This is a genomic window from Pseudomonas fulva (assembly GCF_023517795.1).
GTDB lineage: Bacteria > Pseudomonadota > Gammaproteobacteria > Pseudomonadales > Pseudomonadaceae > Aquipseudomonas > Aquipseudomonas fulva_D.
Map to the genome: position 1 here is coordinate 698,308 of NZ_CP082928.1, position 14,656 is coordinate 712,963.

Consider the following 14,656-nt stretch of genomic DNA (forward strand, 5'->3'; position numbering starts at 1 on the left):
CATGATCAAGAAACTGCTTGTGCCTGTTGCCCTGGCGGCAACCTCCTGGCTGGGTGCCGCCGACGCGGCGCAACCGCTGCGCATCGGTTACGTGTTCGCCATGGCCAATGCCCCGGTGCTGATCGCCGAGAAACAGGGCTACTACCAGGACGAAGGCCTCGACGTGGACATCAAGGCCCTCGGCGATGGCCCGGTGATTCAGCAGGCACTGGCTGCCCACGAGCTGGACGTGGCCTATGTCGGCACGCCGCCGGTGTACCAGTGGTACGCACGCGGCCTGCAGAGCGTGATCCTGGCCAAGGTCAACTACGGCCAGGCCGCGGTACTGGCCGGCAGCCAGACCGATATCCATACACTGGATGACCTCAAGGGCCACAAGCTGGCCGGGGTGAAGAAAGGCAGCGGCATGGACGTGCTGCTGCGCGGTTACGTGCTCAAGGAGCACGCCGGCCTCGACCCGGACACGGACCTGGACATCATCGACCTGCCACCCGGCAACATGAACGCGGCGCTGGATCGCGGCATCGTCGACGCCGCCTTCTCCTGGGAGCCCTTCGTCAGCCAGGCGCTGCTGCGTGGCTCGGCGCGTCTGCTGCTGGACGTCAACCAGGCTCTGCCGCAATACCCCTGGTACGTGGTGATCGGCCTGCCGAAGACCCTGCAGGAACGCCCGGACGATGTGGTCAAGCTGCTGCGCGCCCATCGTCGCGCCATCGATTTTCTCAACGAACAACCGGAGCAAGCCAACAGAATCATCGCCGAAGCCTTCAAGCTGGAAACCATCCAGCGCCCCGACGGCAGCCAGGCCAGCGGCGAACAGATCGTCGCCGAAGCACGCAAGCGCCTGGGCTGGTCTGCCGAACTCAAGGAGCAGGATCTGCAGTTCATCCAGCGCCTGATGGATTACTCCAATTCGCTGAAATTCATGGACACCAAGGTGCCCCTGAACGACCTGGTCGACACCTCCTACCTGCAGAAAGCCGCGCGCTGAGTCGATGATGAGATTGCCAACACCCAACTGGGGTTGGGCCTCGCTGCCCTTCCTGCTGCTGGTCTGGATCGCCCTCGCCAGCCGCTTCCCCAGCTACGTACTGCCACAGCCCTGGGTGGTCGCGGCCGAAGCCCTGCGCTGGCTCGAGGACGGCTCGCTGTGGAAGCAGTTCAGGGCCAGCGCCCTGGAAGAGCTGGCTGGCTTCACCAGCGCCGTGCTGGTGGCCGTGCTGCTCGGCACCGCGGCCGGCATGTCGCGGCGCTTTCGCGACTTCATCGCACCACTCAACAGCCTGTTCATGGCCATCCCGCCGATTGCCTGGGCACCGCTGATCCTGATCGTCTTCGGCTTCGGCTTCTTCTCCATCGTGCTGGTGATCTTCATCGCCGCGGTGTTTCCCATGGCGGTGGCCATTCAGGAAGGCGTGCTGGGCATTCGTGATGGCGAAGTACGTGCCGCGCGAACCCTGGGCGCCAACCGCCGGCAGTTGCTCTGGTATGTCTACCTGCCGGCGTCCCTGCCGTTTCTCACCGCCGCCCTGCGCATTGGCTTCAGCCAGGGCTGGCGGGCGCTGGTAGCTGCAGAAATGATCGGCGCCTCCCAGGGCATCGGCTGGATGGTCTCCATGGGCGGGCAAATCGGCAACGCCAGCCAGGTGCTGCTCGGCATCGCCATCATCGGCCTGCTCGCCTGGCTCATGGAAAGCCTGGTGTTCCGCCGCATCGAGCGTCACTACCAATCCTGGCGCGCGGCCTGAGCGGCGTGCCCCTTCACTTTCTTCAGCTTGCCATGCATGAGGTAGCACCGTGACCCAGACCTTCGACCCCAAGGATGCCGGCCACTACATCGCCCCGACCGGCCTTTACGCGCGCAACAAGGCGCGCCCTTTCCTGGGCAGCATCCGCTGCGACCGGCAAACCCTGACCGCCGGGCAGTGGGATGAAATCACCTTCGTCTACGAGGTGGGTGCCAGCGGCCTGGCCGACGGTGCCTGGCTCAAGCTGGCGTTCAAGTTCTACTCGGACTGGGCACTGTTCCAGACCTCGGACCCGAGCGCCGCCAACTACGTCAGCGTCGAATACCAGGCCGGCGAGCTGGTGCCCGGCCAGAGCCCGGCGACCGTGCAGCACCTCAAGGCCCGTTTCGACCAGAAAGGCCACGAACGTCCGTTCCAGAAGGCCATCCTGATCGACATCGTCGACGGCTACATAAACCCCGGCGACCGCATTATCATCCGCCTCGGCGATCGTCGTCAGGGCGGGCCGGGCACCCGAGTGCAGAGCTTCGTCGAAAAGGACTTCCGCCTGCGCCTGTTCGTCGACCCGCTGGGTAGCTCGAAATTCGCCGAGGTGCCGGGGGATCTACTGCTCGACATCGTGCCCGGCATTCCCGAGCGCCTGCTGGCGATCGCCCCGCGCCTGGTCGGCAAGGCGCAGCCGTTCGACGTGCTGGTGCGTGCCGACGACGCCTGGGGCAATACCTGCCGCGGCCTCACCCTGCACGGTGAACTGCTGCTCGACGGCCCCGATGGCAACAGCCTGCAACTGCCTTTCGAGCTCGCCAACGAGGGCTGGGCAGTGGTGCGCCTGCCAGCCATCGCCCTGACCGAACGCGGTGAGTGGTCGATCCGCGCCTTGGCGAACGACACCGGCATCCAGCCGGCACAGGCCTACGTCAACGTCGATGCCGCACTGACCGGCCTGCGCCCTCTGTACGCCGACCTGCACGTGCACTCCGATGACACCGTCGGCACCAACGACACTATCTACAACCTCAGCTATGGCCGCGATGTCGCCGGCCTCGACGTGCTCGGCTACACCGCCAACGATTTCAACATCACCGAACAGCGCTGGGACGCTGCGGTGGCGCTGATCCACCAGCTCAACGAACCCGGTCGTTTCGTCTGCTACCCAGGCACCGAATGGTGCGGCAACTCCTGCGCCGGTGGTGATCGCAACGTGGTGTTCCTGCATGAAGGCAAGCCGGAGTTTCCCTTCGACAACCAGGGCCGACTGGTGCGTTCCTTCGAGTGGAACGAGTTCACCGCCGGCACCATCAAGCCCGGCGCCTGGCCCGTCGACGAACTCTACGCGGCCTACGCCAGGAACCCCGAAGGCCACCTGATGATGCCCCACGTGGGCGGCCGCCGCTGCAACCTCGACTGGCACCACCCCGAGCTGGAGCGCCTGGTGGAAGTCGGCTCGGCCTGGGGGCAGTTCCACTGGGTCTATGCCGAAGCCCTGCAGCGCGGCTACCGGGTCGGTGCCGCGGCCAACAGTGACGAGCATCAGGGCCGCTGCGGCGGCGGCGTACCTGCCACTGCCGTCTTCGGCTCCCGTGGCGGCCTGACCGGGGTGATCGCCGAGGCCTTCGACCGCGCCGCCGTCGGCAAGGCCCTGCGCGCCCGGCATACCTTCGCCACCACGGGCGAGCGCAGCTATGCCCTGCTGCGTCTTGGCGAACACCTGATGGGCGATGTGCTCACCGCCCAGGCCAGCGACGCGCTCGAATACCGCCTGCTGGGCGACAGCGGCTGGGAACAGATCGACCTTTTCAGGGGGGAACAGCGCATCTGGTCGCGCAACCTGCATCAGGAAGCGGGTCTGTCTTCACGGCATATCCGTTTGCGCCTCGGTGGCGCGCGCATCAAGGACCGTTATCGCGGCGCCTACTGGAGCGGCGAGATCAGCATCAGCGGCGCGCTGATCAACGGCTTCCACTTCCTCGGTGCCGACCACCCGGAGCAGAGCGTATGGCGCAAGAACGCCACCACCCTGGCCTTTCGCACCGACACCAATGGCGACATCGACAGCCTGGAAATCGAACTGTCGAGCCTGGCCGGCGCCCGCATCAGCCTGAACGGCCGCGTCGACAGCTATATCAAGGTCGGTGACCCGCTGACCCCGCAACCCCACGTGCACGCGCCGACCGTGAGCCTGGACATCACCGGTGCCCAATTGCTGGAGCACAGCGAAGTGGTCGAGCAGCTCTCCGGCGCCGAACTGCAGGTATCGCTGGAGCAGATGACCGCTCAGCCGCTGCCGCGTGAAGTGCAGGGCCGGATCGAGCTGGCAAAGCTCGCCCTGGAAGTAGGCCGCGAACATCCGCTGTTCATCTGCGCCCGGCAGCGCGATCAATCGCGGGTGTGGACTTCGGCGCTGTTCGTCACGCGCTGATACCGCAAGGCCCTAGCGGGCAATCCGTGAGGGTCTGCTCGGGTATCGGCTCACTGCCGCTCATGGCTGGCGCGCGCTGAATGGGCTCCGCCGCGGCCGTGCGTAAAACGGCAACAGGCCCTAGAGCCGGGCGGCGGCCTTGCCGAGGGGTGCCCGCGCTGCCGGCTGCCTATCTGCGAACGCGTCCATGACGGCATGGCACGAACTTGCTCCAACACGGCGGGCAAGACTGCATACAATGCCCACCCGCTTCCAGCCACGCACAAGGATCCTGCCGCCATGGCCTCTCCCGACAAGCAGAAAAAACGCGCCCAGCGGGCCAAGACCAAGGCCAGGCAGAACCGCATGGCCAAGCCCAAGGCCAATGTCGTGCACCCGCTGCTGGCCAACCCGCTGATCGACGAGCCCTTCGATGACGTGGAGATCGACCTTGGCACCTTCGACTTCAAGGACATCGAGGAGAACGGCTTCGACCCGGCGCATTTCGACGACCTGTTCCAGGCCATGCACAAGGCCGAAGCCATCAGCCTGCTCGCCCTGTGCCTGGTGTATTTGCAGTACCCGGTGCTGGAGCTGGTGATCGCCGAGGAAGACCCGGAAGCGGCGACCGACTTCATGATGGGGCTGCTGATCGTCTACCGCGGCCTGTTCCACCACGAGGACGAAGACGCTGCCGTGCAGTGGATCGGCGGCGAAACCTTCCAGGCGGCCTACAACGAGGCCTCGGAGATTCTGCAGAAGAAGAATGCCCGTGGCGGTGCGCGCGCCTGACCGCTGGTTAGTCGTTGCTCCCATAAAGCCCGGCCTCGGCCTCGCGCATGAAGATCTCCATCGTCTTCGGGCCGATGCCCTCGAAGGACAACAGGCGCTGTTCGAAATCGTCCCGCGTAGGGCTTTGCTGGCGGATGGCGGTAACGCTGCCGCCGTACTCGTCCAGTAACTTGCGGCTGAGCTTGTGCAGGCGCGCCGCGGTGGAAATGTCGTAACGCACGTAGCGCGCCTGCCCGAGCAGCCGCACCAGTTGTTGTTGGCTGCAATGGGCGAGCTTGGCAGGCGTGTCCAGCCCATGCTGCTCGACGAGGATCCGGTAGGCCCGCTCGGCCACCGCCTGCTGGATCGGTTTGCCGAACACGAAGCTCGCCAGCAGCCACTTGAACAGCGCCGTCTCATCCGCCTGGTCGAGCCCGGCCGCGAGCCCCAGCGGCTGTGCGCTGATGCGTTTTTCGGCCATGCCTGCCCTCCTCGCCAATTCGCCCTACCTCAAGTCAGAACCCCGCAGGCGCATGAGGTTTCAGCGGCAGCGGGATCGCAAGCGTGGCGTTCTTTATGCAAACGCAGCCCTTTATCAACCCGGTCGATACCCAACATGCACCATGGCCTCTCGAATAACGGGCGTAATCGGGCTAGCCTCGCGTCCACATGCATTGCCCATCACGCCGATAGCGAGGATTCGATGACCCAATCAACCTATGTTCCGCCCAAGGTATGGCAGCACCTTGAAGCTTCCGGTGGCCAGTTCTCCAAGATCAACCGCCCCACCGCCGGCGCGACCCACGACAAGGAACTGCCGGTCGGCAAGCACCCGCTGCAGCTCTATTCCCTGGCCACGCCCAATGGCGTGAAGGTGACCATCCTGCTCGAGGAGCTGCTGGCCCTGGGGCACAGCGGCGCCGAGTACGACGCCTGGCTGATCCGCATCGGCGAAGGCGACCAGTTCTCCAGCGGCTTCGTGGGCGTCAACCCGAACTCGAAGATCCCCGCCCTGCTCGACCGCAGCGGCGACACGCCGATCCGCGTGTTCGAGTCCGGCTCGATCCTCTTGTACCTGGCGGAGAAATTCGGCGCGTTCCTGCCCAGGGACCCGGCCGGCCGTACCGAAACCCTCAACTGGCTGTTCTGGCAGATGGGGTCGGCGCCCTACCTGGGCGGCGGCTTCGGGCACTTCTACGCCTATGCCCCGGAGAAGTTCGAGTACGCCATCAACCGCTTCACCATGGAAGCCAAGCGCCAGCTGGACGTACTCGACCAGCGCCTGGCGCAGAACCGCTACCTGGCCGGCGACACCTACACCATCGCCGATATCGCCGTATGGCCCTGGTATGGCGAGCTGGTGCGCAACAACGTCTACGGCGCCGCCGAGTTCCTCTCTGCCCACGAGTACACCCACGTACAACGCTGGGCCAACGAGATCGCCGAGCGCGAGGCGGTAAAACGTGGCCGCCGGGTGAATCGCACCTGGGGCGATGAGTCCGAGCAGGTGCCGGAGCGGCACGGGGCGGCGGACTTGGCGTAAGCGCGGATAGCGCCAGCGCAAGCGGGTCGTTCAGATGTAAAAACCAAGCCCCGATGCTTTTTGGCATCGGGGCTTGGTTCTATCTGGCAGGGTTATTTGCCTGTCGACTCATGCAGATTGATCGACAGCTCAGGCAGCGTTACTCATTTTCCACATCCCAAAAAGCCGAGCCCCACCAAACACAGCGAGGCCCGAGCCATTCACGTCAGGCCGCCGCCTGCACGCGACGTACCCGGCGACGCCAGCCGCGCCACATCGGCAGGACGATCATCACGGCCACCAGTACCCAGGTACCGATGCTGATCGGGCTGGAGAACAGGATGCCCAGCTCGCCGTTGGAAATCGACAGCGCGCGGCGCAGGTTCTGCTCCATCAGCCCGCCGAGGATGAAGCCCAACAGCACCGGTGACAGCGGAAAGTCCATCTTGCGCATGATGTAGCCCAGCGCACCGATGGCGACCATCAGAAACAGGTCGAAGGTGGTCGCGTGCACCGCGTAGACGCCGATGCCGGTGATGATGGCGATCACCGGCACCAGGGCCCAGGTCGGCACGGCCAGGATGCGGGTGAACAGGCCGATCATCGGGATGTTGAGAATCAGCAACATGACGTTGGCGATGAACAGCGAGGCGATCAGGCCCCAGACGATATCCGGCTGCTGCTCGAACAGCAGCGGGCCCGGGGTGATGTTGTACAGCGTCAGGGCGCCGAGCATCACCGCGGTGGTGCCCGAGCCGGGAACGCCGAGGGTCAGCATCGGCACCAGGCCGCCGCAGGTGGAGGCGCCGATGGCGGTTTCCGGCGCGGCCAGGCCCCGAATGTCGCCCTTGCCGAAGTTGCCGCTGGCGCCGGCCATGCGTTTCTCGGTCATGTAGGCCACCGCGCTGGCCAGGGTGTTACCGGCGCCCGGCAGCACGCCGATGATGAAACCGGAGATGCTGCAACGCAGGTTGACCATGGCCACCGAGGCCGCTTCCTTGACGTTGAACAGCATGCGCCCGGTGGTCTTCACCGCCACGTGGCCATGGTGGGTCTTCTCCAGCAGCAGGAGAATCTCGCTGATCGAGAACAGGCCCAGCACCAGCACCACGAACTGGATACCGTCGGCCAGGTGCACGCTGTCACCGGTAAAGCGGTACACGCCGCTGTTGGCGTCGATACCGACCGCCGACAGGAACAGGCCGATCAGCGCGGCGACGAAGGTCTTCAGCGGCTTGTCCCCGGCCATGCCGCCCAGGCAGACGATGGCGAAGACCATCAGCACGAAGTATTCGGCCGGCCCGAAGGCGACGGCCCAGGCCGCCAGCAGCGGGGTGAACAGCACCATGCAGCAGGTGGCTAGCAGTGCACCGATGAACGAACTCCAGGCCGACAGCGACAGGGCGATGCCCGCCTTGCCCTGGCGCGCCATGGGGTAGCCGTCCAGGGCGGTCATCACCGTGGAGGCCTCGCCGGGAATGTTCAGCAGGATCGAACTGATCCGGCCGCCATACTCGCAGCCCAGGTACACCGCCGACAGCAGGATCAACGCCGACTCCGGCGGCAGGCCGAGGGCGAAGGCGATGGGAATCAGCAGGGCCACGCCGTTGATCGGCCCCAGGCCCGGCAGCAGGCCGACCACGGTGCCGATCAGCGTGCCGATCAGGGCGGTGATCAGGTTGTAAGGGCTCAGGGCGATGCCGAAGCCGTGCCCCAGATAGCTCAGGGTTTCCATGGGTCAGTTCTCCAGCGCGGCCAGCGGGCCAAGGGGAAGTGGAACATCCATCACACGGTCGAACAGCCAGTACAGCAGCACGCTCATGACCACCACCACGACGGCGCCAGGCAGCCAGCGCCCGCCGTACAGCCGGGCCATCGGCACGCCGATGAGGATCGAGCTGAGAATGAAGCCCAGGGGTTCGAAGGTGGCGGCGAACCCCAGCAGCAAGGCGAAACAGGCGACCACCTTGGTCAGGGTCGCGCGGTCCAGCTCGGGCTCGTCATCGGCGCGCGCCACAGGCGTCGGGCGGATCGCCAGAAACACCAGCGCCAGGCCCATCAGGCCCAGGATCAACAGCGGAAAGGCCCGCGGGCCGACCGGCTCGTAGGAGAACGGCGCCTGGTAGGGCCAGGCCATCACGGCCAGCACCACGCACGCAGCCAACAGCGACACGGCGAAAATGCGTTGCAGGATCATCGGGAAAATCCTCATCGAGCGAGCACACGCCACCCCGCGCTGCCGTTACCGACAGCGCCATCGTCCATGGGGCGTGCGTTCGCGCTTACTGGGTCAGGCCGAACTCGCCAGCCAGTTTCTTGTAGTCGGCGACCTGCTTCTTGACGTACGCATCCAGCTCGTCGCCGGTCATGGCGAAGGGATAGAGCTGGCGCTCGGTACGCAGCTTGGCGAAGTCTTCGGAGGCGAGCAGCGTGTCGAAGGCGTTCTTCCACCAGGCATACGCCTCGTCGCTGACCTTCGGCCCCAGGTAATAGCCGCGGATCACCGGCCAGGTAACGTCGAAGCCCTGCTCCTTGGCGGTCGGGATATCCGAGACGATCGGCCCTTCCAGGCGCTGGTCGGCCAGCACGGCAAGAATGCGCATGTCGCCGGACTGCACGTGGGGCACGGAGTCGGAGATGTCGGTACTCGCTACCTGGATATGGCCGCCCAGCAGGGCCGTCGCCAACTCGCCACCGCCCTCCATCGACACGTAGCGCATCTGCTTGGGATCGACGCCGCCGGCCTGGGCGATCAGCGCGGTCTGTACCCAGTCCTGGCTGCCCACGGTGCCGCCGGCACCGATGACCACGCTGCCGGGGTTGGCCTTGAGCGCGGTGATCAGGTCACCGAGGTTCTTGTAGGGCGAATCCGCTCGCACCGCGATGGCGCCATAACTGGTGCCCACGGCCGCCAGCCACTTCACGGCGTTCTCGTCGAAACGACCGAACTTGCCCTGAGCGAGGTTGAGCAGCGAGCCACTGGAAAACGCGGTGATGGTGCCCGCATCAGCCGGCCGCTGGGCGACCACCGCGTTGTAGGCCACGGCGCCGATGCCGCCAGGCATGTAGGTCACGCGCATCGGCGACTTGAGCAGCTTCTCCTGCACCAGCGCGCTCTGCGCAAGCTTGCAGGTCAGGTCGAAGCCACCGCCGGGCGACGCCGGCGCGATGCACTCGGGGCGACGCGGCTCATCGGCCAGCGCCTGGCCGGCCAGCAACGCGCAACAAGCGGACAGGAGAACACGACGAAACATGGGATTCATGGAACGCACCTCTGATTATTTTTGTAGTACGAACAGGCGCCCTCGCAGAAGCTGCAAAGGCAGAGATAAATACCGTGCAGCTGGTCAGGCAGCGGCCAGGGTCAAACCCGGCGCAGGAGGCCGAACGGCAAAGGCATAACGGGGAAAGGCGTGAACGGATGCGGCACAGCGGGCGGTGACGAGCATGGGATGGCTCTCCACTGATTATTATTGTTAGGCGGCTTTTTCAGAGGCCGTCCGCCGGTGGTACACCGGTTACAGCATTAATACGCCCGAAACCTTTCGTAAAGCTTTCAGGGGTGTTGTGGGGAAGAAAAATGTGCGGGGCTTTGGGGCGAGGCGGCGTTGCGCTCTAGGAGATTGCGGGAGGAAGCAACATTGGCTGCCGATTCTGGTGTGAACGCGCCACGGCACTAGGTGGGCGGAAAATCTTCCATGCCAGAAATACAAAGCCCCTGGGATCTTCGGAAGATTAAGGGGCTTTGTGTTATTCGGGATGGTGGGAGGATAGGGATTTGAACCCGTTTTTGAGCGGTTTCAGTGCGTCACAGTGCGTGCCAATCTGTGATTTCTGGGGGCCTCAGCGTGTCGATTCGTGGCTGTGTGGCATAGTGTTTTCGACACTTTTTCGACACATTTCATGATTCGTTGAGAACGTCTTGCCCGCCTCTTGACCAGTCAATTGCCCTTAGGTGACGATTGAAGCCCGCTGCGATTTGTTCGCATCTAAGGATAGATATGCGACCTGTAATGAAAAACAATCCATGGCCCAGATGGCTTCAGCACTTCCCTATGGCAGGAATGCTGATTCTCATCGCTATAACGTCTACCAAGCCAATTACGCTAACAGGCCTTGCTATTGCCCTTTGCATCATTCCTTTTCTTTGCCTTTTTATCTTAGCAATTGCAAGTCGCTGGAAGAAAAGATCTGGTGGCAGCAAATTCATGAACATAATAGCATTTATATTATTGATAGCATTTTTTGCCACCATCCATTTTACCGCAAGCAACATGCCACCTTATATAGGCGAGCACTTTTGCAAAAGCAAAAAAAACATAATATCTCGCTGTTATTCTGGCGAGTAAATCCGCCACTCAACTATCTAATTCCACCTTGATTCCTGCTATTCAAATCCATACGCATTTTACAATTACGGTGCTCTATGCTGCCTTTCGCATATGGGCAGTAATCTCGAAGCCTTGGATCAGCCTTGCCAACAATTACTATTTCTTGCTGTTTTGGCTTCGGCTTATATGCCTCTCTTGGAACTGGAGTAGACGGCACAACGTTCCTTGCGCCTTGAGGCACATAGGTAGCGTCGCTGAATGAGGTTTGCCGCTCTTGTTGTTTCTCAGCTTGAGCACGTGACCACTCCTGAAGCTCTCGCTGTGCCTGAGCGTCTGGCTGTGCTTCTTCGCTGGATCTGATCCAGTTCTTTTCTTCCATCGGCGCTGGGTTATAGCGCTGTTGGCTGGCTAGCTGGCGTGCCCGCACTTCTTCGTTATGCTTTCGTATCGCTTCAGCATTCAGGCGCGCTGCTTGTGCTTCAGCACGGGGGTTTGGCTTCATCTGACTAGATGCTAGGTAGAGCGCGCCACCAGTAATACCTAATCCAAATACTAGCGATAAGCACCATAGGATGGTGTTTCCAGCTTTGCGCTGGATTCTGGAAGGCGCGTCATCCCAGTCTGCATTCATATAAACCTCTCCATGGTAGAAATAAATCTGCCCCCTTTTAATCGAAACCTATTAACTTAATCCAACCCCACTACTATTCAATAACCCTTAGACTTCAAACGGAAAATTTTATTTGTTGAGCTTCTGAAATCACTAACAACATCCGAAGCATAAACGCAATGAACTGTCACGTCCCCATCGCTGTTAGTCCAAACACCTCCCCTCCCAAAACAATCTAATCCGCTTGAGAAAACCATCTGAAATCGATTACCAAGAAAAACAAACCTATCATGATAATTTTTTATCGTCTCATCACTTGCCTGCAGACACTCTACAGTCCCATTAACCTTATTCTTATTTAAAAAAGCTTGCAGCTCTTGCTGATCAAGAAGGCCTCGCCTAACATTATTTAAAAAGTTTGACATTACGACTATTTTGCATTTTTTATCACAGTACTTGGTTAACTCAATGATAAAATCAGCACCAGCCGCATTAATAGTCTTATCGAAAATAAATATTCGATTTTCTCGCTTGAAATACTTAGATATCACCACGGGCTTCAGCTTTCCACCCGTCTTTAGCGATATTATTTCTGCTATTTTAGCGCCTCCAGGCGATTCCCCAGGGACTACGGAATATGAATTAGCCTCTACAATATCAACGCCCCATGAAGATGGGTCAAGCTTTTGAAACTGATTGAGCGAACTAACAATCATCGCACCTGAACTGTGATATGCCGCACCCAGATAATTCGAGTGAACGCAATTAGTATTTAGCTTGTAACCACTTAAACTCTCAGGAGATACTAGGCAATAATTGCTGCCAGTGCTAAACACTCGATCAAACCAAACCTTATAACCACCAACCCCATCTGTTATATTGAGATACTGTTCTACAATTGCTGGAGTAACGCCTATAACAGATGAGTGTGCAGCAATAAAAATATCAGGATACAAACCTGAAAAACAAGCTTCTAAAACATCCTTTTCTATAACAGACCTCATAACGACTTCCCTGCCAGCTTGCTTATTTTATTATTTATCATTTGCTTGGTTAAGTTGTAAGATTCATCAAAGAAACCGGCAGGCCACCCTTCAACGAGCTCTCCATCATCATTGATTTCAATTTCAAATGAAGTATTGCCCTCCTCGCTAGGAAAGTATACGACCCTCAAATCACTCTTACTTATCCCGACTGCCTTGCTTATCGAATTCTCAGATATTGCCAATTGCAATCCACGCAGAAGGTGCTCACTATGCGTTTCAATTATGAAGCGGATACCACTACGGCTTGCCTCCACCAAAAACTTAGAAAAGGCCACTTGCGCGCTGGGGTGAAGATGTAGCTCTGGCTGTTCTATTACCAAAGTATTACCTGGTTTAAGAGCCGCAGCCTGAACAATTATTGGTAGTATCTGTGAGAATCCAAAGCCTACATCCTGAATGGAGTCTGCCACTCCTTTACGAGTAATCTTTAGCTTCACTAGCTCCTCGTAATCCTCAACTTCAATGGATCTCCCAGGAAACAACAGTTTTATCCAGCGCAAAATTTTTAAGTATGCGTCTTTATTATCCTTGATACTCTCACTACTACGCTTCAGGTAGGAGATAACCGATGGCGTATTTTCCCCCTTTGGACCCACATCAGAACTTGCTGCCGAAAGTGTGTAGCTTCTATTTGGGCTTGATCGCAAAGGGCCTAGGTACTTATATTTTTCGTGAAGCTGAAACAATGCATACATGTATCGCTCCAGCACTCTAATTTTAGTAGAAGAAACATCGTCTTCCTTCCCTACTGAATGCAGCGAGAAGCTAAAACCCTCAATGTACTTAAGTTTCGTTTTGAGAGAAGCTAATCGTTTAATCTCTTTATCTGCAAGAGCATCCTTGCCTCTCCCGTACATGAATGCCATGGCTTTAAGTGCATCAGGATCTACAGTAATAGTGTAATACGCCTTGGTTTCAGCTCTTTTTAGGGTAAAAACCAGCCGCTCGCTGCCATCACTAAGCTTAACTCCACCTTCAATTAAATAAATCCTTGCCTGCTCTGTATAAGGAGAGCGGTCATAACATAGCTTTGTTGACAGGTGCGTTATCGAGCTTTCGAGATTAGCAAAAGGGACCGACCATGCTTCTGCTTTCGTCAGCAAATTGAATGTTATTTTATTAGCCGTTCGATGATCGTGAACATAGTCTTTATATACGCCCAGATTCGCATAGTCTCCCTGAGTGACGAGTGGCTCGTGCTTGTTTCGCATCCAACTAAACGTCTGCAGTAGTGCTGCGATACCTTTCAAGGCTGATGATTTACCTGAGCTATTCTGCCCATACAAAAGCGTAATAGGCCTAGTCAAGTCCAGCGACTCTTCCTTAAAGCGTTTGAAATTATTAAACCTAATATTTTCGATCATGCAGCCACCTAAAGTCCTGAATAAATCAATATAAATATTGTATCTATAGCAAATGATCTTTATGTGGTATTGAAAATAAAATCCTTTTCCACTATGAATTTCCTTTTAATCTATCTTCGCGCGTGTACCAGCGCTCCATGACCTTAGTAGTAATCGCTATCCCGCGCTCTGATTGGACAAGTTTCGGTTGGCCTCGTCGTAGTCGGGGCTTACTTGTCCTTTATCTGGCATGACCTCCCCGGTCATCAGCCACCAGCGGTATTGCGGGTACAGCTTCCCTAGAAGCTCCACTTCTTCCGCACCAATGCGCGCTCTGCCCCGCTTGATGCTTTGCCAGCGCACGTAGTCCTTGCTGTTCACCTCTGCCAGCTCTTTGAGGCTGGTTGCGTTCAGCAATTGATGCGCTCTATCGGCCATGCCTTGAGCCATTAACAAATACCATTTATGGAATATTGCCATAATGCACCTCTATGGATATTATCCATATGGACTATATCCATGAGGCAAGTTCACTGCCTCGAATATTGACACGAATAGGCACGGAACGACATGGGACTAGAAGAGTTGGACGCCAACAAGCTGATAGGCCCGCAACAGGACGTTGAAACCATCGAAACCTGGGCGGATCGCAACGGCATCACCTACGCCACGGCGCGCTCCTGGGCCATGCGTGGTGTGCTGCCCACCGTAAAGCTCGGCAAACGCCGCATGGTCAACAGCGCCATGCTCCGGCAGTGGTTGCTTGAGCAAAATTGGACAGCATGAAGATTCGCTACGCCATGGAGGCTTGCATGGCCACCAACGCCGCGTCCGATACCACATCGCCAAGCCAACCGAACATCCTGTGCCAGAGCGCCAGAGAGGCT

At 59.0% G+C, this 14,656-nt stretch carries 14 protein-coding genes; 6 read left to right on the forward strand and 8 right to left on the reverse strand.

Features of this window, described 5'->3' with window-relative positions; translation table 11 throughout:
* Nucleotide 1: 1 nt before the first annotated feature.
* From K8U54_RS03140 to K8U54_RS03155, 4 genes are all read left to right on the forward strand, one after another.
* A complete protein-coding gene (locus K8U54_RS03140) occupies nt 2-991 on the forward strand; it encodes an ABC transporter substrate-binding protein (protein ID WP_249908833.1) in 990 nt (329 codons plus the stop codon).
* 7 nt (nt 992-998) lie between these two features.
* Complete coding sequence (locus tag K8U54_RS03145; protein WP_249908834.1) at nt 999-1,748, forward strand: ABC transporter permease; 750 nt, start codon at nt 999-1,001, stop codon at nt 1,746-1,748.
* A 49-nt stretch (nt 1,749-1,797) separates the two neighbouring features.
* A complete protein-coding gene (locus K8U54_RS03150) occupies nt 1,798-4,167 on the forward strand; it encodes a DUF3604 domain-containing protein (protein ID WP_249908835.1) in 2,370 nt (789 codons plus the stop codon).
* A 279-nt stretch (nt 4,168-4,446) separates the two neighbouring features.
* Nucleotides 4,447-4,938 (forward strand): hypothetical protein, encoded by a 492-nt coding sequence (locus tag K8U54_RS03155; protein ID WP_249908836.1) that lies wholly within the window; start codon nt 4,447-4,449, stop codon nt 4,936-4,938.
* A 7-nt stretch (nt 4,939-4,945) separates the two neighbouring features.
* On the opposite strand, the gene K8U54_RS03160 is transcribed toward K8U54_RS03155, so the two are convergent.
* A complete protein-coding gene (locus K8U54_RS03160; protein WP_249908837.1) occupies nt 4,946-5,398 on the reverse strand; it encodes a DNA methylase in 453 nt (150 codons plus the stop codon).
* Nucleotides 5,399-5,620: 222 nt separating this feature from the next.
* On the opposite strand from K8U54_RS03160, the gene yghU reads away from it, so the two are divergent.
* Entirely contained in the window at nt 5,621-6,460 is an 840-nt protein-coding gene (gene yghU / locus K8U54_RS03165; RefSeq protein WP_249908838.1) for a glutathione-dependent disulfide-bond oxidoreductase, read from the forward strand.
* A gap of 205 nt (nt 6,461-6,665) precedes the next feature.
* On the opposite strand, the gene K8U54_RS03170 is transcribed toward yghU, so the two are convergent.
* The 7 genes from K8U54_RS03170 to K8U54_RS03200 form a co-directional block, all read right to left on the reverse strand.
* Entirely contained in the window at nt 6,666-8,174 is a 1,509-nt protein-coding gene (locus tag K8U54_RS03170) for a tripartite tricarboxylate transporter permease (RefSeq protein ID WP_249908839.1), read from the reverse strand.
* Between the two features lie 3 nt (nt 8,175-8,177).
* On the reverse strand, nt 8,178-8,636 hold the full coding sequence (locus tag K8U54_RS03175) for a tripartite tricarboxylate transporter TctB family protein (RefSeq protein WP_249908840.1): 459 nt from the start codon (nt 8,634-8,636) through the stop codon (nt 8,178-8,180).
* 85 nt (nt 8,637-8,721) lie between these two features.
* Entirely contained in the window at nt 8,722-9,702 is a 981-nt protein-coding gene (locus tag K8U54_RS03180; RefSeq protein WP_249908841.1) for a Bug family tripartite tricarboxylate transporter substrate binding protein, read from the reverse strand.
* A gap of 1,099 nt (nt 9,703-10,801) precedes the next feature.
* A complete protein-coding gene (locus tag K8U54_RS03185) occupies nt 10,802-11,401 on the reverse strand; it encodes a hypothetical protein (RefSeq protein ID WP_249908842.1) in 600 nt (199 codons plus the stop codon).
* 77 nt (nt 11,402-11,478) lie between these two features.
* A complete protein-coding gene (locus K8U54_RS03190; RefSeq protein WP_249908843.1) occupies nt 11,479-12,384 on the reverse strand; it encodes a hypothetical protein in 906 nt (301 codons plus the stop codon).
* Nucleotides 12,381-13,790, reverse strand: a complete 1,410-nt coding sequence (locus K8U54_RS03195) for an AAA family ATPase (protein ID WP_249908844.1) — start codon at nt 13,788-13,790, stop codon at nt 12,381-12,383. The genes K8U54_RS03190 and K8U54_RS03195 overlap by 4 nt, the downstream gene beginning before the upstream one ends.
* A 156-nt stretch (nt 13,791-13,946) precedes the next feature.
* Complete coding sequence (locus tag K8U54_RS03200) at nt 13,947-14,249, reverse strand: DNA-binding protein (protein WP_249908845.1); 303 nt, start codon at nt 14,247-14,249, stop codon at nt 13,947-13,949.
* Between the two features lie 90 nt (nt 14,250-14,339).
* Between K8U54_RS03200 and K8U54_RS03205 the strand changes: the two genes are divergently transcribed.
* Nucleotides 14,340-14,555: a DNA-binding protein gene (locus K8U54_RS03205; RefSeq protein ID WP_249908846.1), complete on the forward strand. Its 216-nt coding sequence runs from the start codon at nt 14,340-14,342 to the stop codon at nt 14,553-14,555.
* Nucleotides 14,556-14,656 lie beyond the last annotated feature (101 nt).

What these genes read in the sequence shown, in the direction of transcription:
- yghU (WP_249908838.1), top strand. Translation starts at nt 5,621, where the DNA reads ATGACCCAATCAACCTATGTTCCGCCCAAGGTATGGCAGCACCTTGAA.
- K8U54_RS03190 (WP_249908843.1), bottom strand. Translation starts at nt 12,384, where the DNA reads ATGAGGTCTGTTATAGAAAAGGATGTTTTAGAAGCTTGTTTTTCAGGT.
- K8U54_RS03205 (WP_249908846.1), top strand. Translation starts at nt 14,340, where the DNA reads ATGGGACTAGAAGAGTTGGACGCCAACAAGCTGATAGGCCCGCAACAG.
- K8U54_RS03170 (WP_249908839.1), bottom strand. Translation starts at nt 8,174, where the DNA reads ATGGAAACCCTGAGCTATCTGGGGCACGGCTTCGGCATCGCCCTGAGC.
- K8U54_RS03195 (WP_249908844.1), bottom strand. Translation starts at nt 13,790, where the DNA reads ATGATCGAAAATATTAGGTTTAATAATTTCAAACGCTTTAAGGAAGAG.
- K8U54_RS03180 (WP_249908841.1), bottom strand. Translation starts at nt 9,702, where the DNA reads ATGAATCCCATGTTTCGTCGTGTTCTCCTGTCCGCTTGTTGCGCGTTG.
- K8U54_RS03185 (WP_249908842.1), bottom strand. Translation starts at nt 11,401, where the DNA reads ATGAATGCAGACTGGGATGACGCGCCTTCCAGAATCCAGCGCAAAGCT.
- K8U54_RS03200 (WP_249908845.1), bottom strand. Translation starts at nt 14,249, where the DNA reads ATGGCAATATTCCATAAATGGTATTTGTTAATGGCTCAAGGCATGGCC.
- K8U54_RS03145 (WP_249908834.1), top strand. Translation starts at nt 999, where the DNA reads ATGAGATTGCCAACACCCAACTGGGGTTGGGCCTCGCTGCCCTTCCTG.
- K8U54_RS03175 (WP_249908840.1), bottom strand. Translation starts at nt 8,636, where the DNA reads ATGATCCTGCAACGCATTTTCGCCGTGTCGCTGTTGGCTGCGTGCGTG.
- K8U54_RS03160 (WP_249908837.1), bottom strand. Translation starts at nt 5,398, where the DNA reads ATGGCCGAAAAACGCATCAGCGCACAGCCGCTGGGGCTCGCGGCCGGG.
- K8U54_RS03140 (WP_249908833.1), top strand. Translation starts at nt 2, where the DNA reads ATGATCAAGAAACTGCTTGTGCCTGTTGCCCTGGCGGCAACCTCCTGG.
- K8U54_RS03155 (WP_249908836.1), top strand. Translation starts at nt 4,447, where the DNA reads ATGGCCTCTCCCGACAAGCAGAAAAAACGCGCCCAGCGGGCCAAGACC.